26 protein-coding genes and 1 pseudogene are annotated in these 26,598 nt (G+C 69.5%); 13 read left to right on the plus strand and 14 right to left on the minus strand.

The genetic code is table 11. From position 1 onward, the window contains the following. Together ABZZ22_RS23170 and ABZZ22_RS23175 are read right to left on the minus strand one after the other, a co-directional pair. Positions 1-831 (minus strand): annotated as a pseudogene (locus tag ABZZ22_RS23170) (hypothetical protein); the annotation flags it as partial. 775 nt (positions 832-1,606) lie between these two features. Further along, complete coding sequence (locus ABZZ22_RS23175) at positions 1,607-1,858, minus strand: zinc-ribbon domain-containing protein (protein ID WP_354936540.1); 252 nt, start codon at positions 1,856-1,858, stop codon at positions 1,607-1,609. A gap of 38 nt (positions 1,859-1,896) precedes the next feature. Here ABZZ22_RS23175 and ABZZ22_RS23180 point away from each other — a divergent pair, with 38 nt between their 5' ends. After that, a complete protein-coding gene (locus tag ABZZ22_RS23180) occupies positions 1,897-3,192 on the plus strand; it encodes an MFS transporter (protein ID WP_354936543.1) in 1,296 nt (431 codons plus the stop codon). Here ABZZ22_RS23180 and ABZZ22_RS23185 read toward each other — a convergent pair. From ABZZ22_RS23185 to ABZZ22_RS23215, 7 genes are all read right to left on the minus strand, one after another. Beyond that, on the minus strand, positions 3,189-4,850 hold the full coding sequence (locus ABZZ22_RS23185; RefSeq protein ID WP_354936546.1) for an amidohydrolase: 1,662 nt from the start codon (positions 4,848-4,850) through the stop codon (positions 3,189-3,191). The two genes, ABZZ22_RS23180 and ABZZ22_RS23185, sit on opposite strands and share 4 nt — an antisense overlap. Further along, positions 4,850-5,683: an ABC transporter permease gene (locus ABZZ22_RS23190; protein WP_354936549.1), complete on the minus strand. Its 834-nt coding sequence runs from the start codon at positions 5,681-5,683 to the stop codon at positions 4,850-4,852. The genes ABZZ22_RS23185 and ABZZ22_RS23190 overlap by 1 nt, the downstream gene beginning before the upstream one ends. Further along, the gene (locus ABZZ22_RS23195) at positions 5,680-6,609 is read right to left on the minus strand and encodes an ABC transporter permease (protein ID WP_354936552.1); all 930 of its coding nucleotides are present in this window, start codon (positions 6,607-6,609) and stop codon (positions 5,680-5,682) included. Before ABZZ22_RS23195 ends, ABZZ22_RS23190 begins: the two co-directional genes overlap by 4 nt. Next, entirely contained in the window at positions 6,602-7,807 is a 1,206-nt protein-coding gene (locus tag ABZZ22_RS23200; RefSeq protein ID WP_354936555.1) for a spermidine/putrescine ABC transporter substrate-binding protein, read from the minus strand. Before ABZZ22_RS23200 ends, ABZZ22_RS23195 begins: the two co-directional genes overlap by 8 nt. After that, the gene (locus tag ABZZ22_RS23205) at positions 7,804-8,940 is read right to left on the minus strand and encodes an ABC transporter ATP-binding protein (RefSeq protein WP_354936558.1); all 1,137 of its coding nucleotides are present in this window, start codon (positions 8,938-8,940) and stop codon (positions 7,804-7,806) included. The genes ABZZ22_RS23200 and ABZZ22_RS23205 overlap by 4 nt, the downstream gene beginning before the upstream one ends. A 228-nt stretch (positions 8,941-9,168) precedes the next feature. After that, complete coding sequence (locus ABZZ22_RS23210; protein ID WP_354936561.1) at positions 9,169-9,837, minus strand: hypothetical protein; 669 nt, start codon at positions 9,835-9,837, stop codon at positions 9,169-9,171. Between the two features lies 1 nt (position 9,838). Further along, a complete protein-coding gene (locus ABZZ22_RS23215) occupies positions 9,839-10,141 on the minus strand; it encodes a matrixin family metalloprotease (RefSeq protein WP_354936564.1) in 303 nt (100 codons plus the stop codon). A 53-nt stretch (positions 10,142-10,194) separates the two neighbouring features. On the opposite strand from ABZZ22_RS23215, the gene ABZZ22_RS23220 reads away from it, so the two are divergent. From ABZZ22_RS23220 to ABZZ22_RS23230, 3 genes are read left to right on the plus strand one after another with little or no spacing between them, the layout of a single operon-like run. Then, the gene (locus ABZZ22_RS23220; RefSeq protein WP_354936566.1) at positions 10,195-10,983 is read left to right on the plus strand and encodes a Nif3-like dinuclear metal center hexameric protein; all 789 of its coding nucleotides are present in this window, start codon (positions 10,195-10,197) and stop codon (positions 10,981-10,983) included. A 57-nt stretch (positions 10,984-11,040) separates the two neighbouring features. Further along, the gene (locus tag ABZZ22_RS23225; RefSeq protein ID WP_354936568.1) at positions 11,041-11,757 is read left to right on the plus strand and encodes a C4-type zinc ribbon domain-containing protein; all 717 of its coding nucleotides are present in this window, start codon (positions 11,041-11,043) and stop codon (positions 11,755-11,757) included. Further along, on the plus strand, positions 11,754-12,452 hold the full coding sequence (locus ABZZ22_RS23230) for a histidine phosphatase family protein (protein ID WP_354936571.1): 699 nt from the start codon (positions 11,754-11,756) through the stop codon (positions 12,450-12,452). Before ABZZ22_RS23225 ends, ABZZ22_RS23230 begins: the two co-directional genes overlap by 4 nt. A gap of 82 nt (positions 12,453-12,534) precedes the next feature. On the opposite strand, the gene ABZZ22_RS23235 is transcribed toward ABZZ22_RS23230, so the two are convergent. Both ABZZ22_RS23235 and yaaA read right to left on the minus strand, forming a co-directional pair. Continuing rightward, entirely contained in the window at positions 12,535-12,825 is a 291-nt protein-coding gene (locus ABZZ22_RS23235; protein ID WP_354936574.1) for a GIY-YIG nuclease family protein, read from the minus strand. Between the two features lie 196 nt (positions 12,826-13,021). Then, on the minus strand, positions 13,022-13,798 hold the full coding sequence (yaaA, locus tag ABZZ22_RS23240) for a peroxide stress protein YaaA (protein WP_354936576.1): 777 nt from the start codon (positions 13,796-13,798) through the stop codon (positions 13,022-13,024). Positions 13,799-13,899: 101 nt separating this feature from the next. Between yaaA and ABZZ22_RS23245 the strand changes: the two genes are divergently transcribed. The 7 genes from ABZZ22_RS23245 (at position 13,900) to ABZZ22_RS23275 (ending at position 22,030) form a co-directional block, all read left to right on the plus strand. Beyond that, entirely contained in the window at positions 13,900-14,220 is a 321-nt protein-coding gene (locus ABZZ22_RS23245; RefSeq protein ID WP_354936579.1) for a hypothetical protein, read from the plus strand. A 17-nt stretch (positions 14,221-14,237) separates the two neighbouring features. Then, a complete protein-coding gene (locus ABZZ22_RS23250) occupies positions 14,238-15,716 on the plus strand; it encodes an RNB domain-containing ribonuclease (RefSeq protein ID WP_354936582.1) in 1,479 nt (492 codons plus the stop codon). 58 nt (positions 15,717-15,774) lie between these two features. Further along, positions 15,775-17,058: a hydroxyacid-oxoacid transhydrogenase gene (locus ABZZ22_RS23255; RefSeq protein ID WP_354936585.1), complete on the plus strand. Its 1,284-nt coding sequence runs from the start codon at positions 15,775-15,777 to the stop codon at positions 17,056-17,058. Between the two features lie 71 nt (positions 17,059-17,129). Further along, the gene (locus ABZZ22_RS23260; RefSeq protein WP_354936588.1) at positions 17,130-18,341 is read left to right on the plus strand and encodes a multidrug effflux MFS transporter; all 1,212 of its coding nucleotides are present in this window, start codon (positions 17,130-17,132) and stop codon (positions 18,339-18,341) included. Between the two features lie 50 nt (positions 18,342-18,391). Beyond that, positions 18,392-18,817 carry a PaaI family thioesterase gene (locus ABZZ22_RS23265; RefSeq protein WP_354936591.1) on the plus strand — a complete coding sequence of 142 codons (426 nt, stop codon included), beginning with the start codon at positions 18,392-18,394 and terminating at the stop codon, positions 18,815-18,817. Positions 18,818-18,837: 20 nt separating this feature from the next. After that, a complete protein-coding gene (locus tag ABZZ22_RS23270) occupies positions 18,838-21,549 on the plus strand; it encodes a DEAD/DEAH box helicase family protein (protein ID WP_354936594.1) in 2,712 nt (903 codons plus the stop codon). After that, positions 21,473-22,030: a peptidoglycan-binding domain-containing protein gene (locus ABZZ22_RS23275; protein ID WP_354936597.1), complete on the plus strand. Its 558-nt coding sequence runs from the start codon at positions 21,473-21,475 to the stop codon at positions 22,028-22,030. The genes ABZZ22_RS23270 and ABZZ22_RS23275 overlap by 77 nt, the downstream gene beginning before the upstream one ends. Before the next feature lie 52 nt (positions 22,031-22,082). Here ABZZ22_RS23275 and ABZZ22_RS23280 read toward each other — a convergent pair whose 3' ends face one another. Then, complete coding sequence (locus ABZZ22_RS23280; RefSeq protein ID WP_354936600.1) at positions 22,083-22,835, minus strand: SGNH/GDSL hydrolase family protein; 753 nt, start codon at positions 22,833-22,835, stop codon at positions 22,083-22,085. Positions 22,836-22,968: 133 nt separating this feature from the next. Here ABZZ22_RS23280 and ABZZ22_RS23285 point away from each other — a divergent pair, with 133 nt between their 5' ends. Continuing rightward, the gene (locus tag ABZZ22_RS23285; protein ID WP_354936603.1) at positions 22,969-24,219 is read left to right on the plus strand and encodes a histidine kinase; all 1,251 of its coding nucleotides are present in this window, start codon (positions 22,969-22,971) and stop codon (positions 24,217-24,219) included. After that, positions 24,216-24,893, plus strand: coding sequence for a response regulator transcription factor (locus ABZZ22_RS23290; protein ID WP_354936606.1), 678 nt, complete (start codon positions 24,216-24,218; stop codon positions 24,891-24,893). The genes ABZZ22_RS23285 and ABZZ22_RS23290 overlap by 4 nt, the downstream gene beginning before the upstream one ends. A gap of 15 nt (positions 24,894-24,908) precedes the next feature. On the opposite strand, the gene ABZZ22_RS23295 is transcribed toward ABZZ22_RS23290, so the two are convergent. Both ABZZ22_RS23295 and ABZZ22_RS23300 read right to left on the minus strand, forming a co-directional pair. Beyond that, the gene (locus ABZZ22_RS23295) at positions 24,909-25,451 is read right to left on the minus strand and encodes a DUF4822 domain-containing protein (RefSeq protein ID WP_354936609.1); all 543 of its coding nucleotides are present in this window, start codon (positions 25,449-25,451) and stop codon (positions 24,909-24,911) included. Positions 25,452-25,572: 121 nt separating this feature from the next. Next, the coding region (locus ABZZ22_RS23300) for a DUF222 domain-containing protein (protein WP_354936612.1) at positions 25,573-26,598 on the minus strand (1,026 nt) is incomplete at its 5' end.

Consider the following 26,598-nt stretch of genomic DNA (forward strand, 5'->3'; position numbering starts at 1 on the left):
CCCCGGGAGGACGCCCGCACGATCGGCGCCCAGGGAGCCGGTGTTGTAGGCCCGGGCCAAGACCCCCAGCGCCGCAGCGCGGCGGGCATCGAGGGGCAGGTCTGCGGTGGTGTCGTGGTCGAGGAGGCCGTGGGCGATCGCCGAGACCGCGGCCTCGAGGTCGAGAGCATCGGCGGCGTCCAGGGTCGCGGTGACCTGCGCGGTGGCGCCGGCGGCTTGGCCTTGCTCAGCCCCGATCGGGGGTAGGAACAGGCCGGGGTCGGTGTCGATGTCGCAGCGGCGGTGGTCGACCGCCTCCTCGGCGATCGCCGCGGCGAGGTCGGGCTCGAAGAGAGCCGCTGCTTCCTTAGCTGTCCGTTCCAGTTGGGTGACGCCGATCTTGTGAGCATGAGCAGCGACCTGGCCATCGACCCAGGTGGCGACCTCGGGGTCGAGGTGGCGGGTGACGTCCGCGACCCGCCGGGCCCGCCAGGTCGTCAGGGACCCGTCCAGGATCCGGGCCCAGGTGCGGGGCAGCCGCCAGGCGAGCTCGACGGCGTCGGCGAGGTACTTCCGTCCGGTGTAGGTCGAGTATCCCAGGACCGCGGCGAGCTCGACCACCGCGGCCTCGGAGACCAACGGCGCCCCTGGCCCGGTCAGCAAGACCGCCCGGTCCCCGTAGGTGTCGACCTCCAGGATCGCCGCCTCACCGACGGTCTCCACGACGTTGGCAGCCGCGTACTCAGCCGCGGCGATCAAGGTGTCGCGGGCGGCCTGGTCCTCGACCGCGCGCGAGGCCCGCACCGTGGCCAGCAGGCCGGGCGAACTCTCGGGATCAAAGGAGATATCCATGCCCATATGCTACCAAAACCGCATGTTATAAACAGCCAGTTCGAGGCATTGTTTTCGCAGATCAGACGCCATTTTGATGCCACCGACCACATCCGGTCAGGTGGTGCCGTCTCGTTTCCCATAAGTACTTATTCGACGCGCCAAAAGTGCAATCTCGACGGGCCCACGACCTACCTTTTGAGATTCGAGTCTGGCCACGGCGTACGTCTGGAAAATCCGGACAGGGACAGGTATCCCGACGCAACCCCCGGACAAGGCTGGAAGTCCGCAAGACAGGCAAATGGCACCCAGCCCGGACACCCTGGCCTTTAATCTCCCAACCCAGTCAGGCACTAGGCCCCACCCGCCCTACGGCCCCCGGTCAGGCACCCAAGTCGCTCGGTCGACCCCGGCACATGAATCCTCGAACGAGCCCGACCCCGGACGACACAGGCCTCTCAGGGGTGACCGTGACACAGGGGAGGTCTCGACAAGCTCGACCACCGGAGGCGACGAGGCTTCTCAGGGGTGACCGTGGCGCACGGGGTGGTCTCGACAAGCTCGACCACCGGGTGACGGGGTCGCTCAGGGGGACTGTGGTCCTTGGGGTGGTCTCGACAAGCTCGACCACCGGGGTGACGACGTCGCTCAGGGGGACCGTGGTCCTTGGGGTGGTCTCGACAAGCTCGACCACCGGGGTGACGGGGTCGCTCAGGGGGACCGTGGTCCTTGGGGTGGTCTCGACAAGCTCGACCACCGGGGTGACGAGGCCTCACAGGGGTGACCGTGATGAACGTCAGCCGGCGGTCGGCCGCGGGGCAGACGTGATGAGCTGCTCGGCCTGCTCCTTGGACACCTTGGAGGCATAGCCGCAGTTGATGCAGTCCATGCGCCGCGACGTACCGACCGGGATGAGCGGGATGAAGAAGAGGGTGAACTTGCGGACGACCTCGTAGAGCCGGTGCGCCGCGCGCTGGTGACAGCTGGGGCACACCAGGGAGAGGGTCGCGAGCAGTCGGGTGTACGACTTGATCCCGAAGATGATCATGCTCGAGTCTCCCACGCGTGGGCTGATCTACTTGCCCGGTGGCACGGACCCCCAACCCCCTCTGGCACACCCTCACCCATCTTCGCGGAAACCCGCGCGCGTGCGTCTGGACCGAACCGATGTGGGGTCTGTCGATGGCGCTGGTGCTGCCGTACGCCTCGGTGTTCATGCTGGCGCTGGGCGTGCACGACGAGCAGATCGGTCTGATCGCGAGCGCGGGCATGGTCTCCCAGGTCTTCTTCGGTCTCGCCGGCGGGATCATCACCGACCGGCTCGGGCGACGTGCGACGACGGCTCTGTTCGATGTGGTCGCCTGGGTGATCCCGTGCCTGATCTGGGCGTTCGCGCAGAGCTTCTGGGCCTTCCTCGCGGCGTCGGTGGTCAACGGCGCGCTGCAGGTGACTCAGAACTCCTGGGACTGCCTGATGGTCGAGGATGCCGAGCGCGGCCAGATCACCAGGATCTACTCGCTGGTGCGGGTGGCTGCGGACTGTTCGGCTCTCTTCGCCCCGATCGCCGCGATCCTGGTGGCCCAGTTCGGGCTGGAGCCGGCGGTCCGGGTGCTGTTCGTCAACGCCGCCGTGGTGATGACGGCGAAGATCATCTGGCTCTACCTGTGGTCCTCCGAGACCCGGCGGGGACGGATCCGGATGGCGGAGACCGACGGGCACAGCCTCTGGCAGCTCCTGGCCGGATACCGCGGGGCGCTGGCGCTGCTGCTGCGCTCCCGCGGCTCGGTCCTGGCCCTCGCGATCGCAGCGCTGCTCGCTGCGGTCACGTTGATCAACGCCACGTTCTGGCAGGTCGTGATCAGCCAGCACCTGCACGTGCCGGACCCGTTGCTGCCGTTCTTCCCGATGGTGCGCTCGCTGATGTCGGTGCTCTTCCTCTTCACCCTCATCTCCCGGCTGACCAGCGGGATGGACCTCAAGCGGGCCACACTGCGGGGTTTTGGAACCTATCTCGCCGGCCAGCTCCTCCTGGTCCTGATCCCGGCATCGCGCGGCGACGCCGACCTTGCGACGTACGCGCTGCTGGGGGTCTGTCTGATTCTCGACAGCTTCGGGGCGGGGATGCTGTTCATGCTCTCGGAGTCCCTGGTGGCTCTGCACGTCGACGAGGCCGAACGGTCCCGGGTGATGGCGCTGCAGCGGATGTCGGTCATGCTGGCCGCCGCCCCGTTCGGGTGGATCTCCGGCTGGCTCTCGGGGATCGACCGCACGTATCCGTTCTGGCTGACCGCCGGGCTGCTCGTCCTCGGCGCGGTCCTGACTGCGACCCGCTGGGTGCCGACCCACTCGGAACCGGAGCCGAAGCCGGAGCCGGTCGCCTAGCCCGGGGTCTGGGCTGAAGTCCTTCGATAGACCTCGCGGCCGTCGACATAGGTGTGGGTGACCTGGGCGCGGGCGAGGACGGTGTCGTCGTCGAGGATGTCCTGGTCGACCACGACCAGGTCGGCTGCGTACCCGGTCTCGATGCGGCCAGTCGAGCCCTCCAGACGGTTCAGGTACGCGGTGCCGGTGGTGTAGCCGGCCAGCACCTGGAGGACCGTGAGCGCCTCGTCCGGCAGCAGCGGGGCGGCGTCGGGCGACTGGTCGGGGGAGCGGCGGTTGACCGCGACGTGCATGCCGAGCAGGGGCGCCGGGTCGGAGACGGGCCAGTCGCTCCCGCATGCGATCCGGGCACCGGTACGCAGCAGCGACCCGAACACATACTGCTGCTCGCGCGCGTCCGGTGCCAGGAACGGGAGGGTCAGCACCTCCACCGCCTCGTCCAGGCAGGCCCACAGCGGCTGGATGTTGGCGGTGACGTCGAGCGCGGCGAACCGGGGGACGTCGGAGCGCTCGACGACCTGGACGTGAGCCAGATGGTGCCGTAGTCCGCTGGCTCCGTTGAGCGTGCGCGCGTGCTCGATCGCGTCCAGGCTGTCTCGCACGGCCCGGTCACCCAACGCGTGGATGTGGGCCTGGAACCCGTTGGCGTCCAGCCCCGCGACGTACGAGGCCAGCGCATCGGCCGGGATGAAGGAGAGCCCGCGGTTGTCGGTGAGCCGGCCGAGCGAGTCGAGGTAGGGGGAGAGCATGGCGGCCGTGTGCGTCTCGCAGACGCCGTCCTGCATGATCTTGACGCTGGCTGCGTCGAGCCCGGCAGACGCAGCCAGGGCGCGGCGTTCGAGGAGCTCGGGCAGCTGCTCCAGACCGCGGCCGCGGTCCCACCACTGGGCGAGGACGACCTTCGCGGTGAGCAGGCCGGACTCCTGGGCGGCGATATAGGTCGGCAGCGAGTCCGGCATCCCCAGGCCGTCGCCGACCAGCGCGTCCTGCCAGCCGACGATGCCGACGGAGTGGAGATGGCGCTGTGCGGTGAGCAGCGCCTCGGTCAGGTCGGACGCGGTCGGCGCCGGCACCAGCGAGCCGACCAGCGCCATCGCACCCTCGTGCAGGGCACCGGTCGGATTGCCGAAGGCGTCGCGTTCGATGCGTCCGTCGGCGGGGTCGGGCGTGCGGGCGTCGATGCCGGCGAGCTCGAGCGCGCGGCTGTTCACCCAGGCCGAGTGGTGGTCGCGGTTGGGCAGGAAGACCGGCCGGTCGAGAAGGATCCGGTCGAGCGGGTCGGCGGTCGGCACGCCTCCGGGGAAGGAGTCCATCGACCAGCCACCTCCCCTCACCCACACCCGGTCCGGGTGGGACGCCGCATAGGCGCCGATGGCGTCCAGGTAGCCCCCGAGCGTCGACAGGGCGGTCAGGTCGCACTGGTTCATCTCCAGCCCGGCCTGGATCGGGTGTACGTGCGAGTCGTGGAAGCCGGGCAGCACCCACCGGCCGCCGAGCTCCTCGACCACGGTGTCCGGCCCGGCCAGCGGGTCGAGATCCGCACCGACCGCCGTGATCCGTCCGTCCTGGACGGCAACGGAAGCACCCTCCCAGCGGCCCGCAAGCAGCACCCGGCCGCCGCGCAGCAGCAGGTCCACGGGGCCGGTCGGACCGCTCATCAGCTCGCGGCCATCGTGTCGGTGACCGAGGAGCCCGAGCGTTTGAGCACCCGCGCCACCAGGGCGAGGACGAGGAGCGTGAGGACCAGCAGGATCGTGGAGACCGCGGCGATCTCTGGCCGGAGACCGGTACGGACCAAGGAGAACACGTGGACGGGCCACGTGGTCGTTCCGGCACGGCTGATGAAGGAGGAGATCACCGTGTTGTCGAGGCTCAGCGTGAAGGCCAGCAACCCGCCGGCCAGCACCGCGGGTCCGACGAGGGGGATCGTGACCTTGAAGAAGGTCGCGACCGGCTTCGCGTAGAGATCCGCCGAGGCTTCCTCCAGGGACGCGTCCAGCCCGACCAGCCGGGCCCGGACGATATAGGTGACGACCGCCGTAGCGAAGAGTGACTGGCCGATGACGAGGCGTACGTAGCCGTTGTCGAACGGTGCCAGGGCCCAGTCCTGTCCGAGGGTCACGAACCAGGGGAGCAGCGCGACGCCGTCGACGATCTCGGGAGTCACCGAGACCAGCAGGAGGAGCAACGTGAACGGGCCGGTCCATCGGCCCGGGAATCGGGCCATCGCCATCCCGGCCAGGGTGCCGAGCACGCTCGCCACGAGCGCGGCGATCACCGCGGTCTGCAGCGAGACCGCGACGGCGTGGCGGACAGCCGGATTGTCGACGATCGCCGTGAACGGTTCCAGGCTGAAGCCGCCCCAGACTGCGAGCAACCGGCCCCCGTTGAAGGAGTAGATGCCGATCACGATGATCGGGGCGAACAGGAAGAGGAAGACCAGCGTGGTCCACACGCCGAGCGCGATGTTGGTGCCGGAAGGCTTGCTCATGCCGCCGCCTCCTTGGTGTGCAGCCTCGGGTCAGGAGGCGGGACGGCTCCGACGACCAGCCTGCTCCGACTGCGTACGAGCCAGCCCACGACCCACATCAGCGTGATGGCGAGGATGACGATGAGCATGGTGAGCAGGATCAGGACGATCGCCATGGCGGAGCCCAACGCCCAGTTCTGCGCGGTGAGGAACTGGCTGGCGATCAGCGAGCCGACCATGGTGCCCTTCGCGCCACCGAGGACGGCCGGGGTGACGTAGTCGCCCATCATCGGGATGAAGACGAGGATGACGCCGGCGATGATCCCGGGGCGCGCCAACGGGAGCGTGACCTGGAAGAACGTGCGTATCCGGCCCGCGCCGAGGTCCTTGGAGGCCTCGCCGAGCGCGCTGTCGACGCGGTCGAAGGCGACGTACATCGGCAGGATCATCAGCGGCAGGTAGTTGTAGATCAGGCCCAACAGCACCGCGCCACGGGTGTTGAGCAGGTCGTGTGGATCGGCGACCAGGCCGACGTCGGTCAGGAACCCGGCCAGGACGCCCTCCGAGGAGAGGATCACCTTCCAGCCGATCGTCCGGATCAGGAACGAGGTCCAGTAGGGGACCATCACCAGCGCGATCAGCAGACCGCGGCGGTGCGCCGGAACCTTCATCGCCATGAAGTACGCAGCCGGCAAGGCGATCACCAGGCAGACGATGGTGCCCAGCACGCTCATCCACAGCGTCGCCCGGAAGATCGTGAAGAAGGTCGGGCTGAACGCCTCGGCGTAGCGGTCCAGCGACATCACCGCGTTGCTGTGAGAGCCGAACATCCCGGGCTTCTCGCCGAGGCTGAACCAGGCGATCTGCAGGAACGGCACGACGAAGAAGGCTGTCAGCCACAGCCACGCCGGTACCGCGAGGACGAACCCGGGGAGCCTGCTACGCACTGGCGGCGGCCTTCAGCTTGTCGTAGACCTCCGTACGCCGGTCCTGAGCCTCGTTGACGGCGCCGTTCTTCATGGTCGCGAGCTGCTCGTCGGTGAAGAAGATCATCTCGGGCAGCTCGACCTCGCGCTCCGCGGCCATCTCCTCGATGCCCAGCGTGCCGGTGTGGTAGCCGATGTAGTCCATCTCCAGGAAGGAGTTCTCCGGCTCCAGCACGTAGTCGAGGAACGCATGGGCGGCCTCGGGGTGGGGCGCGCCGGTCGGGATGCACCAGTTGTCCATCCACAGCTCGGTCGTCGGGCCGGCCAGCACCCACTTCCAGCGGTCGGGCTGCTTGTGCTCGAGGATGCCGAGGCGGGCGTCGCCGTTCCAGTTCTGCATCAGCGCGAAGGTGTTCTGCTGCATCGCGCCGGTGCCGGGGTAGGAGTCGAAGCCGGCGATGTGCGGTGCCCACTTCTCGACCGCCTCGGCCTCGAAGGCGTCGTAGTCGGCCATGTCCTCGGTGTTCCAGTCGATGCCGTTGGCCCAGAAGTAGATGCCGGCGATGCCCTGGGGGTCGTCGAGCAGCGAGGTCTTGCCCGAGGCCTCGTTCTGCATCGCGTCGATGAAGTCGTTCCAGGTCACCAGGTCGCGCTTGATCACGGTGGTGTCGTAGACGAAGCCCGTGGTGCCCCAGGACTTGCACACCGAGTACTCGTTCTCCGGGTCCCAGTCCTGGCCGAGGAACTGCGGGTCGACCTTGGCCATGTTGGGGATCAGGTCCTTGTTGAGCGGGACGATGATCTCGTTCTCGATCAGCTGCGGGATGTAGACCCCGGTCGGCACGACGATGTCGTAGCCGCTGGTGCCCTTGGCCGCGACCAGCTTGGAGATCAGCTCCTCGTTGGAGCCGTAGGCGTCGAGCGTCACCTTCGGGCCGGTCTTGCCGAAGGCGTCGATCACCTCGGGAGCGTCGTAGTCACCCCAGGTGTAGATCGAGAGCGACTTCTCCACCGGCCCGCCGGTCGCGCCGGCGCCCGGCTCGACCGCGCTGGACTCGCCACCGCCGCCGGCACCACAGGCGCTGAGCGCCGCCCCGGCACCGGCGATGGCCGCCAGGCTCAGGAAGTGGCGCCGCGAGAGCTCTTGGCGGATCGCTCGTGCGCCGGCATGGCTGGCCAGGATGCGTACGTCGCCACTCTTGTTCACGGGCTTGCTCACTGTGGGCTCCTAGCGTTGGTCGGGTCGATCGGGGAATCGAGGGGGAAGAGGCGTACGTCCGCGGCCGCCCAACTGCAGAGGACCTGGTCGCCGGGGGAGAGCCGGATGGCGCCGTGGGAGGGGCGACGGATCAGCAGGCTGTTCTCGTCGGTGACCTTGACGAGGTACTGGATCACCTCGCCCAGCGGGGAGACCTGGAGGACCTCGCCGGCGACGGAGTTGAGGCCCTCGGTCACCGTCTCGGCCTGGGGCTCGATCGAGATCAGCTCGGGGCGGACGGCGGCCTGATGGGGCTCGCCGGGCTTCCCGTCAGGCTTCGCGGGGCCCTCGACGACCACGAAGGGGGTCTCGACGGTGGTGCCGTCCGCGCTGACCTCGCCGTGCAGGAAGTTCTGCTGGCCGACGAAGCCGGCGACGTACGCGCTGGCGGGCTGGTTGTAGACGGTGTCGGCGTCGGCGAGCTGCTCGATCCGGCCGGCACGCATGATCGCGATTCGGTCGCTCATCGCGAGGGCCTCGTGCTGGTCGTGGGTGACGAAGACGAAGGTGATCCCGAGACGGGACTGGAGCAGCTTGAGCTCGACCTGCATCTCCTCGCGCAGCTGGCGGTCCAGGGCGCCCAGCGGCTCGTCGAGAAGGAGGACGCCGGGGCGGTTGACGAGCGCCCGGGCGAGCGCGACCCGCTGCTGCTGGCCACCGGAGAGCTGGGTCGGTGAACGGTCCGCGAAGTCGAGCATCCGCACCATCCGCAGCGCCTCGACCACGCGCTCGCGGGTCTCCGCCCGGGGCGTCTTGCGCTGCTGCAGGCCGTAGGCGACGTTCTCCGCGACGGACTTGTGCGGAAACAGTGCGTACGCCTGGAAGACCGTGTTCACGTCGCGCTGGTAGGGCGCGAGCCGGACCACGTCCTTGCCGCCGATCAGGATGCTGCCGGAGTCGGGCTTCTCGAACCCGGCGATCATCCGCAGCGTCGTCGTCTTGCCGCAGCCCGACGGGCCGAGCAGCGAGATGAACTCGCCGGCCCGGATCTCCAGGTCCAGGCCGTCGACCGCCGTGGCCTGGCCGTAGGTCTTGGTCAGGCCACTGATGGTCACCGAGCCGGTGGGTGGGTCCGGGGTAGCTGTCGTGGTCATCGCTGCTCCAGTCGATTGTTCACTTAGCGCTGCATTCCACCACAAGATCCGGCAAAAAGTACGGAATCGGTTGTAAAGGAACGGTTACGAACTGGATTTCGTGCTGGGTGTTGGCGCTTGGGTGTTACCTCTGCGGTGAGAATCGCCGGTCAACTGGTCTGGGAGGAATGCCTCGGGGCCGCACTCGGAGGCGTACCTCCGTGTGCGGCCCCGAGGCACTTGTCTGGGTCAGTACAGGTCTGCTGGAGTGACCGTGCCATCCCAGGCGTGGTTCGGCGGCTCGCCGTCCCAGTCGAACGACGCGCTAGCTGCCCTGTTCGTGGCCGTGTCAGTGGACATGAGCCTCGTCAACGTGAGGTAGTCCGCAGAGTCGGAGGCGTCATCGGTGACGGCGAGGAGAACGCGGTCACCGATCTGAGCGTGTGGAACGCCCTCCCACTGATAGTCGACCGTCTCAGTGAGCTCCTTTTTCGTGAGCTTTCGGTCGAGCTTTGCTTCGAAGTCGTCACGCACCTGCTCGACGGTCACGATGCCGCCGTACTCCCGCGCAGTCACTGTCTGCCCGGTTGACTCCTTGGAATCCTCGACCGTGATGGTCAGGACTGTTTCAACCGCGGTCCCAGGCTGGGACACCGCTGTGCGGCTCGCCTCGACAGTGCCGACGATGACGTTGGAGACGTACGGATCGTGCACGAACTCGGCGAAGGTCGGCAGCGAGAACTGCCTGATCATCGCCCCCTCCGCCTGGACCTGATACCTGGCCTTCACCTTCTTCGTGTCCTGTGATGGCGTAATCTGCGCCGGCGCAGCGGCAGAGTCGTCCTCTGCAACCGTCGACGAGCACGCAGCCAGTCCCAAGGCGGCAGCGGCGGCGGTCAGCCCGATGAGAGCCCGCATGTCAGGACCTCCGTCCGTAGAGTGCAATGATGCCATTTCGGTCGTCCTGCCTGGGTGCATTGACGCTGGTGCCGGAGATGCTTGTGTACATCAGCGTGCTGCTGTTCGACGTATGAGCAAGGCCCATCGCGTGCCCCTGCTCGTGGGCGATGATCCCCTTTCGGTGGGAAATTGCCCCACAGAGACTCGTATTGTGGAGCGCGGGATCGATGGTGACCTTCGCCCACCACCAATTCCTGTCACGTGGGTCGACCGCTGTTGTGTCGACGTACATCTGGGTCGCGGCGCAGTAGACGCTCGACATCGATGGCTACTTGGCGTTCTCCGTCCCGTGGAAGGCGTCCTAGGGTTGCACCTATGCCGTCACTGTCTGCCGTCACGTCGTTGCTGGACGACTGGTATCCGCCCGCCACCGCCGACGCCTGGGATGCCGTCGGTCTGGTCTGGGGCGAGCCCTCGCAGCCGGTCTCCAAAGTGCTTCTCGCCGTCGACCCGACCCTCCCGGTCGCCGAGGAGGCGGCTGCGTGGGGAGCGGACCTGGTGGTGGTGCACCATCCGCTCTTCCTCAAAGGGGTCCACGGGTTCGCGGCGACGACCCCGAAGGGACGTACGCTCTCGACGCTCGTCTCCGCCGACTGCGCGCTGCTCACCGCTCACACCAATGCCGACCAGGCCCTCGGCGGCGTCTCGGAGTCACTGGCGCTCGCGCTCGGTCTGAGCTCGCTGCGGCCCCTGGTGCCGGGGGCCAGCGACGACGTCGGGACCGGCCGGGCCGGGACGGTGGAGCCGACGACGCTGGGCGCCTTCGCCGAGTCCGTGGCGGCGGCACTGCCCGCGACCGCGGCCGGGATCCGGGTCGCCGGCGACCTCGACCGACCGGTCTCCTCGGTGGCGCTGTGCGGCGGCGCGGGCGACTTCCTGCTCGACCAGGTGGCGTCCTACGACGTCTACGTGACCAGCGATCTGCGCCACCACCCGGCCTCGGAGTTCCGGGAGTTGGGTGGTGCGCTGATCGACATCCCGCACTGGGCGGCCGAGTGGACCTGGCTGCCAGTTCTGGCGAGGCGACTGAACGAGGCTTTGGGGGATACGGTGGAGACCCGGGTCAGTGAGATCGTCACCGACCCGTGGTCCTTGCGCCTGTGAATACTTGCGTTGTGAACAACTGAGGAGAATCCGCTGAAAGCCGACCCGTTCGCCCAGGTGAAGCTGCTCGACGTCTGTGAGCTGGACTCGCGAGCGCTCCAGCTGCGACACCGCCGTGCGCATCTGCCCCAGGCCGCCGTCGTGGCGGAGCTGCAGGCATCGAAGAAGACCACCGACGATGCCGTACGTGACGCCCGGGTCATCCGCGACGACCTCGAGCGGGTGCAGAAGAAGGCAGACGCCGACGTCGAGGCGGTCAAGACCCGCCGCCGGCGTGACCAGGAGCGGATGGACTCCGGGGCGATCAGCAGCGCCAAGGACCTCGAGCGCATGCAGCACGAGCTGGTCACCCTCGACCGCCGGATCTCCGTGCTCGAGGACGAGGAGCTCGAGGTCATGGAGCAGCTCGAGGAGGCACAGTCGAACCTGACCCGGCTCGAGGCCGAGCTCGCCGTGATCGACGAGAAGCTGGCGGTCGCGACCGACTCCGTCGACGTCGAGACCGCGAAGATCGACGCCGAGCTCGCCGGGGTCGCCGAGGAGCGGGCGCCGGCGCTCGAGGGCATCCCCGAGGACCTGCTCGCCCTCTACACGCGGCTGAGCGAGAAGATGGGTGTCGGTGCGGCCGAGCTGCGCGCCCGCCGCTGCGGCGGCTGCAACCTCCAGCTCGACCCCGCCGAGATCTCCCGCATCCGCGGCCTCGCCGCCGCCGAGGTCGTACGCTGCGAGGAGTGCTCCCGGATCCTGGTCCGCACCGCCGAGTCGGGGCTATGAGCGAGAAGACATCCCCGGCCCCGTCGCGAGGGTGGGGGAGCGGAGCTGCCACGACGACGCTGGTCCTGGTACGCCACGGCGTCACCAAGCACACCGCCGCCAAGGCGTTCTCCGGCGGGCTCGGCGGGGACAACCCGCCGCTGATCCAGGAGGGGCGCGAGCAGGTCCTGCTGACGGCGGAGTGGCTCAAGCCGCTTGCCGCCTCGGTGTCCACCGTCGTGAGCTCGCCGGTCCTGCGGGCCGTCGAGACCGGGGAGATCGTCGCCGGTGCGCTCGGCGCCCGGCTGGTCGAGGATCCCGGCTTCGCCGAGATCGAGTTCGGCAAGTGGGAAGGGCTCACCTTCGCCGAGGTCGGCCAGCGTTTCCCCGACGAGATGAAGACGTGGATGGGGGCGACCGAGGTCGCCCCGCCCGGCGGGGAGTCGTTCGATGCCGCCCAGGTCCGGGTGCTCGACAGCCTCGCGCGGGTGCTCGAGAAGCACGCGGGGGAGACCGTCGTGATCACCTCGCACGTCTCGCCGATCAAGCTGATCGTCGCTCGCGCGCTCGGCACCCCGATCAGCGGAGTCTTCAGCATGGAGCTCTCGCCAGCATCGGTCACCGTCGTCTCCTTCTTCTCCGACGGCCGTGCCTCGATGCGCCTCTTCAACGGCCTCCCGGTCTCCCGCGACCCCTTCGCCTCCGGCGCCTTCTGACCCGTCGTCTCGATCGGCGTTGGCCCCGCTGGTCGAGCCGCCGGAGCCGCTAGGCGGAGGCGTGTCGAGACCAACACGGTCCCTATGGCGACCGCTTGCCACGACGGCGAGCGAGGTCGTGTAGCCGGTCGAGGTCTCCGGCGATCAGCGCCTCGCGTTTGGCCCGGCTCCACCCTTGGACCTGTTTCTCACGTCGGTAGGCATCGGCGATCGTCTGATGCTCTTCGGCGTACGCCAGGGTGACCGGCAGCCGCCGAACAGTGAACTCGGCGCCGAGTCCGGCGTTGTGCTCGGCGATGCGTTTCTCCAGGTCGAAGGTGCTTCCGACGTAGAGCATGTGGTCGCGGCAGCGGAGAATGTACATGTAAGGCATGTCCCGATTCTCGGCGCGACCACCGACAGTTCGCTCCAGACGACTGTGTTGGTCTCGACACGCTCGCTGGCGCTCGCGGCTCGACCGACGGTTGCTTCGCTGGTCGAGCCGCCGGAGCCGCTAGGCGGAGGCGTGTCGAGACCAACACCTTGCGTAGGGCGACCGATGGGCTAGCGGCCCGACCGACGAGGCCGGTTCAGATCTCGGCGACGACGATGTCCAGTTGGGTGCCGGTCTTGGTGGTGGGGCCGATCTCGACGGTCCAGCCGAGGTCGCGGAAGGCGTCGGCGAGCTTGGCGGGGGTGCGGGGGTTGGCGCCGGACTCGAGGAGAGCGCGGACCAGGCGGCCCTTGGTGGCCTTGTTGAAGTGGCTGACCACCTTGCGCTGGCCGTTGTGCTCGTGCAGGACGCGGACGGTCGCGGTGCGGGCAGCGACCTCTTCGGGGCGCCAGAAGGCGGCGTACGTCCCGGACCGGAGGTCGACCAGCAGGCCGTCGCCGAGGGCCTCGGTGATGCCGGGGCCGAGGTGTGCGCGCCAGTGGGACTGGATGCCGCGGAGGCCGGGGAGGGTGGCGTCCCCCGAGAGCCGGTACGCCGGGATGCGGTCGGCCAGGCCGACGAGGCCGAACACCGAGCTGGTGACCATGACCCGGCTGGTCGCGCGGCGCTTGGCGGCCGGCGACAGGGTCGCGGGAGACAGTGCGTCGTAGAGGACGCCGGTGTAGATCCGGTCGGCGCGCGCGGTGGGCGCCTCCACGAGGTGGGCGTTGGCGTCGACGAGCTCGGGCTGGGTCTTCGGGATGCCGAGGACGTCGACGGCCTCCGCCGGGCGCGTGGAGCAGAGCTCGACCAGCGCGTCGATGACCTGGGTGCGGGCCGGGTTGAGCACCGGGAGCCGGAGGTCCCCGAGGTCGAGCGGTTTGCCGCGTACGGCCGCGGTCTTGCCCTCCGAGGGCGGCAGCAGGATCAGCACGGGACCATCGTGCCGCCCGTGACCAGGATGGCCGAATCGAGGATTGGGTATCTTTCAAAGCGTCTGTGACCTGGGCGGAGGCGCGAGCCTACAGTCCATCCATGATCGTTCTGGCCGCCGAGTCCACCGCCGGGCCCAACCTCGGCGGCGTCCTCGTCGTGATCGTCATCGGCGGGCTGTTCTGGCTGGTCCAGGACGTCTCGAAGAAGACCAAGGCGCGGTCGGCGCACCTCCGGGCGAGGCGGTCGCTGACCTCGTCCCAGCGCCGGGCACTGGCCCGGATCGACAGGTCGGCGAAGGCGTACAACGGCTCCACGAAGGGCCTGTGGGGCCAGTTCGGCGCCTTCAAGGGCAACCCGAAGGCGTTCGGCAAGGAAGCTGCCGCGCTGCACAAGACGTACAAGGCCTCGAAGAAGAAGTAGCCACTACAGTTCTGGCCATGGGTTCCGCACGCATCATCCGGGTCGCCAGTGCCGACAGCGGTGTCGCCGCCACCACGCTTCGCGACGGGATCGCCGCGCTCCAGGCCGAGCTGAAGGTGACGGCGGAGTTCCCGCCGGAGGTGGAGGAGGCCGCTGCCGCAGCCGCGGCCAACCCGAGGCTTCCGGAGCTGGACCGCACCGACCTGCCGTTCGTCACGATCGACCCCGAGACGTCGATGGATCTCGACCAGGCGCTCCACCTGGAGCGCGACGGCGACGGCTACGTCGTGCACTATGCGATCGCCGACGTGGCCGCCTTCGTGGCGCCCGGCGATCCGGTCGACATCGAGGCCAACAAGCGCGGCGAGACCCTCTACGCCGCCGATGCGAAGATCCCGCTCCACCCCAAGGTCCTTTCCGAGGACGCCGCCTCGCTGCTCCCGGACCAGGTACGCCCCGCCCTGCTGTGGACGCACAAGCTCGATGCCAGCGGTGAGGGGATCGACACCGTCGTCGAGCGTGCACTGGTGCGGTCGCGGGCGAAGCTCTCCTACGAGGGTGTGCAGAAGATGTTCGACGGCGACGGGTTCGAGGGTCTCGACAAGCTCGACCACCGGATCGGCGAGTCCCTCCAGCTGCTCAAGGAGGTCGGCGAGAAGCGGATCGCCCTCGAGGCCGCCCGCGGTGGGGTCAACCTGCCCCTGCGCGACCAGGAGATCTCGGTGGAGGGCGACCACTGGACGCTCGAGTATCGCGACCTGCTGCCCGTCGAGGACTGGAACGCCCAGATCTCGCTGCTGACCGGCTTCGCGGCGGCCGACCTGATGGTCTACGCCCGCGTCGGGCTCCTCAGGACCCTCCCGGAGCCCGACCCCCGAGACGTCCAGCGGCTGCACCGCACCGCTCGCGCGCTCGGGCTGGAGTGGCCCGCGGAGATGCTCTACCCCGATTTCATCCGCTCCCTGGACGGCAAGAACGGCAAGCACGCCGCGATGGCGATCGCCAGCACCCGGCTGCTGCGCGGGAGCGGCTACGCCTCGTTCGACGGCGAGCTCCCCGAGCTGACCGAGCATTCGGCGCTGGCCAACGAATACATGCACGTGACCGCTCCGCTGCGCAGGCTGATCGACCGCTACGCCGGCGAGGTCTGCCTGGCGCTGTGTGCCGACGAGCCGATCCCCGACTGGGTGACTGCTGCGTTCACGACCCTCCCGGAGACGATGCGGGGCTCTTCCCGGGCCAGCGGCGCCTACGAGCGCGGCGTCGTCGACCTCGTCGAAGCCGGGCTGCTGCACGACCGGGTCGGGGACACCTTCACCGCGGTGGTCGTCGAGGTCGATGACGAGGACAAGCAGAAGGGATCGATCACCGTCGAGGAGCCCGCGATCGAGGCGAGGATCACCGGTCAGTCGGCCCTTCCGCTGGGCGAAGAGGTCCAGGTGCGACTGGAGACGGCCGACGTCGTCGCCCGGAAGGTCAGCTTCACCATCGCCTGATCTTCGTTGTGCAGTCCGACCCGTGGAACCGGCATGGGGCTGCCGCTATCGTGCGCTCATGACGCACGTAACACCCGAGACCGTGTTCACCTACGGTTCCCCACAGCTCAAGTTCGGCACCGGCGCATCGGCCGAGATCGGCTACGACCTGGCGTCGCTGGGCGCCCGCCGCGCCCTGGTGGTGACCGATCCCGGCATCTCCGCGACAGGACTGCCGCAGCGGGTGGCCGAGCAGATGAAGGCGTACGACGTCACTGCAGTTGTCTTCGACGGTGTCCACGTCGAGCCGACGGATGAGAGCATGCGGGCCGCGGTCGAGTTCGCCCGCGAGAACGGGCCGTTCGACGCGATCGTGGCGGTCGGGGGCGGGTCGAGCATCGACACCGCGAAGGCGGTCAACCTGCTGATCACCAACGACGGCGACCTGATGGACTATCTCAACGCGCCGGTGGGCAAGGGGCTCGCGCCGGCCAACCAGCTGCTGCCGCTGGTCGCGGTGCCGACCACCACCGGGACGGGGGCGGAGTCGACGACCGTGTGCGTGCTCGACGTGCTGTCGTTGAAGGTGAAGACCGGGATCTCGCACGCTCGCCTGCGTCCCACGCTCGCGGTCGTCGACCCGGACCTGATGATGTCCCAGCCGGCCGGCGTGACCGCCGCATCCGGGATGGACATCCTGTGCCACGCGCTGGAGAGCTACACCGCCCGCCCCTACACCTCCTACGACCGCAAGGAGCCTGCCCAGCGGGTGCCCTACTGCGGCGCCAACCCGATCTCGGACATGTGGTCTACGATGGGTCTGTCCCTGCTGGCGGGCTCGTTCCGGCAGGCCGTCGCCCATGGCGACGACACCCTCGCGCGCGGTGACATGGCGTTCGCGGCGACCTTCGCGGGGCTGGGGTTCGGCAACGCCGGTGTGCACATCCCGCACTCATGCGCCTACCCGATCGCGGGTCGGGTGCGAGACTTCCACCCCGCCGACTATCCCGGTGACGAGCCGATGGTGCCGCACGGGATGGCGGTCTCCCTGACCGCGCCGGAGGCGTTCCGCTACACCTTCGATGCCGCCCCCGAGCGCCACCTGCGCGCGGCTCACCTGCTGGCTCCTGGCTTCGACGAGTCGACGGTGGAGCCGCGCGACCTGCTGCCCCGGGTGCTGACCGACCTGATGCGCGACATCGGGATCCCGGCGGGCATCGGCGAGGTCGGCTACACGACCGGCGACATCCCCGACCTGGTCGAGGGTGCGCTCAAGCAGCAGCGGCTGCTCGCCACCGCTCCGAAACAGCCGTCCGAGGAGGACTTGGCCGGGATCTTCGAGAGGTCCGTCACGCTCTGGTGAGGAATGCCCGGCGGGGCGATGGCGTTCTGTTGGTTGTCTTCCTCAACCAACTCTCTCCGGAGGTTCACCCGGTGACGTCAGTCCCGCCGCGGCTCCTGCTCGCGCTCGCCCTGCTCGCGGCATCCGCACCGCTCGCGATCGACTTCTACCTGCCCTCCTTCCCGCAGATCGGCTCCGAGCTCGGGGCGGCCGCGAGCGACGTACAGCTGACTCTCACCGCCTTCCTGATCGGCCTCGCGCTCGGGCAGATCGCGTGGGGTCCGATCTCGGACCGGTTCGGGCGGCTCAAGCCGCTGCTGATCGGGTCGGTCGTGGCGGCGGTGGCCGGTGTGCTGGCAGCGCTGGCGCCCAGCGTCGAGCTGCTGATCGCGGCGCGCTTCCTGCAGGCGCTCGCCGCGGCGGCCGGGATCGTGATGGCGCGGGCGATCGTGGCCGACGTGCTTCACGGCTTCGCCGCCGCCCGGGCGATGTCGATCATGATGTCGATCAGCGGGATCGCGCCGATCCTGGCTCCGGTGATCGGCGGTGCCATCGCCGGGTTCGTGCCGTGGCGCGGCGTACTCGGCATCGTGGCCGCGATCGCCGTCGCGCAGGTCGTCTGCGTGCTCCTGGTGATCCGCGAGTCGCTCCCGGCCGAGCGCCGGACCAGCCGGGTCGAGTACGCGGACCTGGGCCGTCTGCTCGCGAAGCCGGCGTTCCTCGGCTACACGCTGACGCAGGCGCTGACCTTCGCCACCCTGATGGCGTACGTCTCGTCCTCCTCGTTCCTCTACCAGTCTGTGATCGGCACGTCGGCCGCGGTCTACGGCATCGGGTTCGCGGTCAACGCCGCGTTCCTGACCGTCGCCGGGCTGGCCTCCGCCCGGCTGGCCAAGCGGCAGGTGCACCCGGCGCGGATCATCCGCTCGGCACAGCCGGTGCTCGCCATCGGCGCGATGCTCGTGCTCGTCGTCGCCGTTCTGCCGGTCCCGAAGGTGCTCATCCTGCTGCCGATCCTGGTGGTCACGACCTCGGTCGGCCTGATCATGGGCAACACCGGCGCGCTGGCGATCGAGCAGGCCCGGCCAGCGGTCGGCTCCGGCTCGGCGCTGATGGGCGGGATCATGTTCCTCGGCGGCGGTCTCGCCTCCCCGCTCGGTGCCGTCGCCGGCGAGCACACCGCGGTGCCGCTGGCAATCACCATGGTGGTCACCTCCGTCCTCGGCGCGGTCACGTTCTCCCTCGCCAGACGTTCGATCGGTCGCAACCCCGAGTCGGAGGCGGCCTTCGCGACCGCTGCCTAGGCGCCGGCGCCGGGGCCTGGCCCGGTAGGTTGGCCCGGTAGGTTTCAGCCATGGCGGAGACACCTGCGGTGACGGCCTCGGAGGCCGAGGAGATCCTGGCGAACCAACCATTCAGCCGGCTGATCGGCGTCGAGGTCGTCGAGGTCGGCTACGGGCACGCGACGCTGCGCATCCCGCTCCGGGAGGAGCTGCTGCAGCAGTTCGGCACCGTCCACGGCGGCGTACTCTCCTATGCCGCCGACAACGCCCTCGCCTTCGCCGGCGGCACCATCCTCGGACCGCACGTGCTCACCCGAGGCTTCTCCATCGACTTCCTGCGCCCGTCCAACGGCGACCACCTGCGGGCCTACGCCGAGGTGATCAACCACACCAGCCGCAAAGCGCTGACCCGCTGCGAGGTCTTCACCGTCGGCGACGACGGCTCCGAGGTGCTCGTCGCTGCCGCCCAGGGGTCCATCGCCCGGATCGACCGCTGACCGCCGACAGGCTTCGCGGCGTGAAGCTCCGGGTCCATCAGCAGCGCGCGCTCGCTGCGCTGGAGGCGGCCTGGGCCGAGGGGCGGAGGCGGGCGTGGGTCGTGCTGCCGCCGGGTGCGGGGAAGACGCTCGTGGGGCTCGAGACCGCACGGGAGGCGATCGCGGACGGCGCGAAGGTCGTCGTGCTCAGTCCCAACACCGCCATCCAGGGGCAGTGGCTGCGTCAGGCGTCCGCGCTGGGTCTCGACGGATCTTCGTCGAGGGACCTCGATGCCCCGCTGACGTCGCTGACCTATCAGTCGGTGGCGGTCTTCGGTGACCCAGACGACGAGGCCGAGACCGGCGAGAGCCACCTGGCCAGGCTGCACGACAACGGCCGGGCGCTGGTCTCGGCGCTGCGTACGGCAGGTCCGCTGCTGCTCGTGCTGGACGAGTGCCATCATCTGCTCGAGGTCTGGGGCGAGCTGCTGGGCGAGATCCTCCAGCTGCTGCCGGACGCGCGGGTGCTGGGGCTGACCGCGACGCCGCCGGAGGCGCTGACCAAGGACGAGTCCGCGCTGGTCGGGACGCTGTTCGGTGAGATCGTCTTCGCGACCTCGATCCCGGCGGTGGTGCGCGAGGGCGACCTGGCGCCCTTCGCCGACCTGGTGTGGCTGACCTCGCCGACGCCGAGTGAGCGGGACTGGCTGCGGGGGAGCGCGGAGCGGTTCGAGGAGCTGCTCACCGCGCTGACCTCCGCCGACCTGGGCACGGTGCCGTTCCTGACCTGGCTGGACCGGCGGGTCGTGTCGCGGTCGTACGGGGCGCCGACCTGGGGCGAGATCGCGAAGGCATCACCGGAGCTGGCCACCGCGGCCCTGCGTGCGCACCATCGCGGCCTGCTCGCCCTCCCGGACGGGGCGATCCTGACCGAGGCACATCGCCGCGATCCGTCGGCCGAGGACTGGGTGGCGCTGATCGGCGACTGGGTGCGCGGACATCTCTCCTCATCCGAGGCGGTCGCCGACCAGGAGGCGCTGGCCGCGATCAGGCAGGCGCTGCCGGCGGTCGGCTATTCGCTGACCCGGCGCGGGATCCGGGCCGGTCGCTCACCCGCCGACCGGGTGCTGGCGCGCTCGGAGGCCAAGACGACCGCCACCGCGGCCATCGTCGACCACGAGCGCCTGGCCCACGGCGACTCGCTGCGGCTCCTCGTCGTCACCGACCACGAGCGGGCGTCGGCGACGCTGCCGGTCGACCTGCGCGGGGTGATCACCGAGCAGGCAGGCTCCGCGCGGGCGGTGCTGTCGACTCTGTGTGCGGCGAACGATGACGTCCTGCTGGTCACCGGCGCCACCGTCGCCGGACCGGCGGCGACCCTCGCTTCGCTGGTCGCGCACGTCGCCGAGACCGACCCCGGTCTGGCCGGCGGCCTGAGGGTCGAGCCGGGGGAGGCGTACGCCACGCTGGTCGGGCGCTGGGGGAGCCGGCAGTGGGTGGGCCACGTGACCAGGTTCTTCGAGGCGGGCGGCTGCCGGGTGCTGGTCGGGACGCGTGGGCTGCTCGGGGAGGGCTGGGACGCCCGGTCGGTCACCGGCATCGTGGACCTCACCGCGGCCACCACCACGACCGCGGTCGTGCAGCTTCGCGGTCGCTCGCTGCGTACGGATCCGGCTCGGCCCGACAAGGTCGCGGTCAACTGGACCGTCGTCTGCGTCGAGGAGGAGCACCCGCGCGGGGACAACGACTGGAAGCGGCTGGTGCGCAAGCACACCGGCTTCTTCGGCGCCGACGAGGACGGCTCGGTCGTCGACGGCGTCGGGCACATCGACGAGTCCTTCTCCCCGTACGCCGCCCCGGCGGAGTCCGACTTCGACGAGGTCAACGCCCGGATGGTGGCGCGTTCCGAGGATCGCGCTGGGATCCGGGAGCGATGGCGGGTCGGAGAGCCGTACGCCGACGTCGCCGGCCGCACCGTCAGGGTCCGGCTGCGCCGGGCCGGTGCGCTGCGCGTCCCGGCGGGAGTCGTGCTCGCCCCGCGGCCGGCTGGGTTTCGGCTGCTGGAGAGCCGGGTCCCGGAGTGGCGCCTGCCGGCCAAGCGTTGGCTCGCCGCCGCGGTGCTGGTCAGCCTCGTGCTGATGGTGGCCATCGGTGCGGGCAGCGGGGCCGGGGGAGTGCTGGGCGGCGCGGTCGGTGGGCTCTGGGCGATGTGGGCCGCGTACGCCTATCGGGACGGGACGAGGATCGCCTCCCAGCTACGGAGGCGGCCGACGGTCGGCGCGATCGGTGCGGCGGTCGCCGACGCGTTGAAGCAGACCGGCCAGACCGCTGCCGGTGCCGAAGGACTCGAGATCGCGGTCGACTCCGACGGCAGCTACCGACTCCACCTGGCCGGCGTGCCGGAGGAGGAGTCGGCGCTCTTCGCGGCCTCGCTCGAGGAGGCGCTGGCGCCGATCGCCGCCCCGCGCTACCTGGTCTCGCGACCGGTCGTCGGCGACCTGACGGCACCGGAGCGGCTGCGGCTGGGCGTCTTCGGCCGCCACACGGCGAGCGGCGAGGCGTGGCACGCCGTCCCCGCGGCCCTCGGCCGTCGCGCCGCGGACGCGAACGCGTTCCGCGCCGCCTGGGAGCACTGGGTCGGCGGCGCTGCCCTCCTCTACACCGGCTCGCCCGAGGGTGCCGGCGTCCTCGCCGCCCAGCGCGGCGCCGACCCGTTCGACGTCACGGCAGTCATCCGCCGCCACTGGTCCTGACGCCGCCGGCGTTCTGGCTCCGAGACGACAGGTTTCTGGCAGATCGTGGACACCTGCGTCAGTAGTCGGCCTCGCCGCCACCGGCACCTTCGCCACGGCCAGCATCGCCAACGCCGAGGTCGGCACGGGCAACACTGCCGCCGCCGCGGTCTCCGCCCAGGCGACCCAGAACTTCGGCCTCTCCAGGACCGAGGCCAAGGTCGTCCAGGGGAAGCTGCTGAAGAAGTTCGGCTACACGACCAGGTTCCCGGGCGAGCTCGACGGCTATCTCGGCACCAACAGCTGGAAGGCGTTTCAGATGTACTTGAAGAAGGACTACGGCTACGCCGGCAAGATCGACGGCGACCCGGGGACGAACACCATCAAGGCGCTGCAGCGGCTGCTGAACGACCGCGTCCTCAGCAGGCTCACCGTCGACGGCAAGGCCGGACCGAAGACGCAGGCGGCGTTCAAGAAGTACGCGAAGACGCTCGCCCGCTGATCCCGTACGCAAACGTGACACCCGGCAGGCGGCGAGATGCCGCGGCCGGGTCTCACATCTCCGCGGTAGGGGTCCAGGTCGGGAACTTGGCGGTGCGACCGTCTCCGGAGGAGCGGCCGGTGAGCCGGCGGTGGATCCAGGGGCCGACGAACTCGCGGTAGTAGGCCAGGCCGTTCTTGCCCGCTGCGGCCTCGAAGTCGAGATCCCACCAACCCTCGGGGACGTCCACGCCGAGCGAGTCGAGGACGCGGGCGGCGACGCGGTGGTGACCGCGGGCGTTCATGTGGAGGCGGTCCTCGGACCAGAAGCGCCCGTCCATGAGCGTGGTGTCGGGCCAGTTGTAGGCCCGCACGATGTCGTCGCGATGGGCGACCCGCTGCTCGACCAGACCGACGAGCTCGTCGCCGCGACGCTGGAAGACCTTGCCGAGCGGGAGCCGGGCCGAAGGGTTGGCTCCGGAGAGCAGGATCAGCGTGATCCCGTTGGCGTCGCAGGCCTCGAGCACCGGCTTGAGCATGTCGGCGATCGCGTTGGCGTCGGCCTTCGGACGGAGCATGTCGTTGCCCCCGCCGTTGAAGGAGATGTGGGTCGGCTTCAGCGCCAGCGCAGCGGGAAGCTGCTCCTCGACGATCGGGCGGATCAGGCGACCGCGGATGGCGAGGTTGGCGTACTCCACCGGCGTCCCGGACGCGGCCCAGCCCTGGGCGACCAGATCGGCCCAGCCGCGTACGTGGCCGTCCGGGGTCTCGTCGCCGACTCCTTCCGTGAACGAGTCACCGATCGCGACGTAGCGCACTGCCTCCACGAGTCCTCCAAGAACCATCAGACGGGCGAACATCCATCGCCAGCCTCTGGATTCTAGTCCGCCCGGGGGCTGACGAGCACATCCGTCCCCGGGTTGACGTCGTGGCCGCCTCGGCTCCTCTACGGTGGGCTGCGTGGAGGAGTTGGTACGGCCCTGGCGGCTCGGCGCGCGCGGGCGATGGTGGTTCGACGTCCTGCTCGCCGGCACCCTGTTCCTGATCATCCCGTTCTATGCCATCCAGGCGCTGCTCGACGGCGACGCGGCCGGGGACATGTCGAGCACCAACCATTTCGTCGACCTGGCCCTGGTGGTGGTTCAGCTCGTCCCGCTGCTGTGGCGTCGCCGCCATCCGCTGCTCGTCTACACCGTCGTGGCCGGTGCCTGCGGCCTGCAGGTGCTCCTCCTCGACTATCCGCTGGTCTCGCAGCTCTCCTACCCGATCGCGGTCTACTCGGTCGCGCGCTACGCCAGCCCGCGCTGGGGCCTGGCCGCGCTCGGGGTCGGTCTGTTCGGGTCCTTCCTCGGTGCCTACGACTGGCTGAGCGCGGTCGACACGAACGCCAACGTCGAGGTCCATGACGAACCGGTCGCCATCGACCCGAGCTCCTACATCTCGGTCACCCTCTCGCTCGCCACCTTCCCTGTGGCCGCCTGGGCGCTGGGCGCGCTGGCGCGGACCAGAGCGGCGTACGTCGACTCCCTGATCCAGCGCAACGAGCAGCTGCGCCGCGAGGCCGAGCAGCGTGCCGAGCTCGGGGCGACCCAGGAGCGGGCGCGGATCGCGCGCGAGATGCACGACGTGGTGGCCCACGGGCTGAGTGTGATCGTGGTGCAGGCAGACGGGGCTCGATACGCGGCCGAGCAGGATCCGACCGTGGCTCCGCAGGCGCTGGAGACCGTCGCGCAGACGGCGCGCGAGGCGCTGGCGGAGATGCGGCAGCTGCTCGGCCTGCTGCGTGACGGCGACACGCTGACCCGCCCGCAGCCCCGGCTGAGCGACATCGCGACGCTCGTCGAGGAGACCCGCGCCGGCGGGATGGAGCTGGCCGCGACCCTTCCCGAGCCCGGTCTCGCGGTGCCTGAGGGTGTCGCGCTGACCGCCTTCCGGGTGGTGCAGGAGGCGCTCAGCAACGTACGCAAGCATGCCGGTCCGGACGCCGCGGCCAGCGTGACCGTGACGGCCGATGCGGACAGCCTGGCGATCGAGGTCACCGACGACGGCCGCGGTGCCGCCGCCGACGAGAGCCGCGACGCCGGTGGGCATGGGCTCGCCGGACTGGGCTTGATCGGGATGGGCGAGCGCATCACCGCCCACGACGGAACGCTGGAGACCGGCCCGGCCCCCGGTGGCGGTTTCCGCGTGTACGCGAAGATGCCCCTATGACGACCCCTGCCGAACCCATCAAAGTGATGCTCGTCGACGACCAAGAGCTCGTCCGGGCCGGGTTCCGGATGCTCATCGACTCCCAGCCCGACCTGAGCGTCGTCGGCGAGGCCGGCGACGGCCAGGAGGCGATCGCCGAGCTGGGTCGCACGCAGGCCGACGTGGTCCTGATGGACGTACGCATGCCGCGCATGGACGGCGTCGAGGCCACCGGTCTCATCGCCGGCAGCGAGAACGCACCCCGAGTGATCGTCCTGACCACCTTCGACCTCGACGAGTACGCCTTCGCCGCGATCCGGGCAGGTGCGGCCGCCTTCCTGCTCAAGGACGCCCGCCCGGAGGATCTGCTCACCGCGATCCGCACCGTGCACGCCGGCGACTCGGTCGTCGCCCCCAGCACCACCCGCCGCCTGCTGGAGCACTTCGCCGCAGCCGCCCCCTTGACCCCGACGACGGCCGCCGCCGAGCAGCGTCTGGCAACGTTGACCGAGCGTGAGCGCGAGGTGCTCACCCTCGTCGGCCGCGGCCTCTCCAACACCGAGATCGCCGAGACCTTCGTCGTCGCCGAGGCCACCGTGAAGACCCACGTCGGCCGCCTGCTGGCCAAGACCGGCTCTCGTGACCGCGTCCAGCTGGTGGTGCTGGCCTACGAGACCGGCCTCGTGGGCCGCTGATCCGGTCGGACCGGGTCAGGCGGTGGGCTCCGCGTGGTCGGTGGGGGTGTGGACGATGTCGAGGTAGACGGACTTGTCGTTCTCGTCAGGGAAGACGCGGTAGGTGAACTCGTCCTCGGTCAGGGTGACGATGTCGGAGTCCCGCTCGAACATCACCTCACCGGCGTCGTCCTTGGCGACGATGTGGCGGGTCTGACCGTCCTCGGTGACGGTCCAGTCGCCCTGCATCTTCGGGGTGTCGTCGAGGTTGTACATCGAGAAGGTGCCGTCGGCGTCGAAGTAGGCCCAGCCGACAAAGGTCGAGACATCCTCGTCCGTGAGAGGTACGTCCTTCCCATCCTGATCCACCGCCCCGGTGGTCTCCCACGCAGTCGAGGCAAGCACGTCGGACGGGGTGACCTGAGTCGACTCGGCCTGCTGGGCCGAGCCGGCCTGCTCGGCGCCGGTCGCGCCACCGTCTGTCGCGCCGCACGCTGCGAGCACAGCTGCGGTAGCGAGGGCGGCCGCCGAGGCGGCGATGAAGCGGACAGGGCTGGTTGCAAATGCGGAATTCTTCATGCATCCACGATCACTCGATCGGGCGCACCCAGACATCTGGCAACAGGCCACGTTCAGATAGCCGATCGGATGATGCCGCGACTCTGCGTGCGGAGTGCGTAAGAAGGTGCATCCCGCCGGCTTATAGGCGGGTGAATCGGACGGTGCCGTCGGGCAATCGCTCATGAACGTAGGCAGGGTTGTGCGCCAGACGATGATGATGGGGACACAGCAGGACTCCGTCTTTGATGTCCGTTCTTCCGCCGGCGGCCCATGCATCTAGATGATGGGCGTCGCACCATTCCGGTGGCATGTCGCAGCCTTCGGCTTGGCAGCACTTCTGCTGCAACCGGAGTGCTTTGCGCTGGATCGGCAGGAAGATCCTGCTGGCCCGGCCGGCGTCGAGGACCTCGCTGTCGCCGCCCAGCACCCAGGGGATGATGGTGGCGTTGCACGCCATCTTGCGGGCTTCGGCGGCGGTGATGGTGGTGCCGTTGGTCTCGTCGAACCCCAAGGTGGCGGTGCCGAGCTCTTTGCGGAGCTCCTCGAGGGAGATGACCACGTTGATCACGGTCGCGTCACCGCCGTGGCGGGGCAGCGCGGCAGGGTCGATGGTCTCGATCAGCCGGGCGAAGCCCTGGCCCATCATCCGCTCCCACGGCGGCAGCGGCGCACCCTTCTCGACGAGCTGCTGCTTGCGCGGTTGGGCCCAGGCCTCGACCTGGGTCTTGAACCTCATCCCGATCGAGGTCGGCAGGACCCCGTCGAAGCCGACGGTGCCGTCGCCGTTGTCCCACATGCGTAGTGCGGTCTTCTGCTGGGCACGTTCTTCCTCAGCAAGGAGTGCTTTGGCTTCGGCTTCCTCGAACCTGACAGGGTCGACCTCGACCAAGATCCGTTTACCGATGATTCGCAGTTCTTTGGGCGTCATCTGGGTGGCGTAGTCGACCAGCAGCTTCTCGGCCAGGACCAGATCCTCGCCTGTGGCCACCGGGTCGGCATCGACCTTGTCGAGGGCCTTGGTGATCACTCGAGCCTTCGCTTCGGTTACCTCACCAGCAACGAGGCCGGCGGCCACCAGCTCATAGCGTGTTACTGCAGTGGCGAGCTTGATCTGCGACCTGGCCGCACCTTTGTCGACCAGCAGCTCGGCCCGCATCCACGCGGA

This window comes from Nocardioides sp. NPDC006273, assembly GCF_040613495.1.
In the GTDB taxonomy this organism is placed as follows: domain Bacteria; phylum Actinomycetota; class Actinomycetes; order Propionibacteriales; family Nocardioidaceae; genus Nocardioides.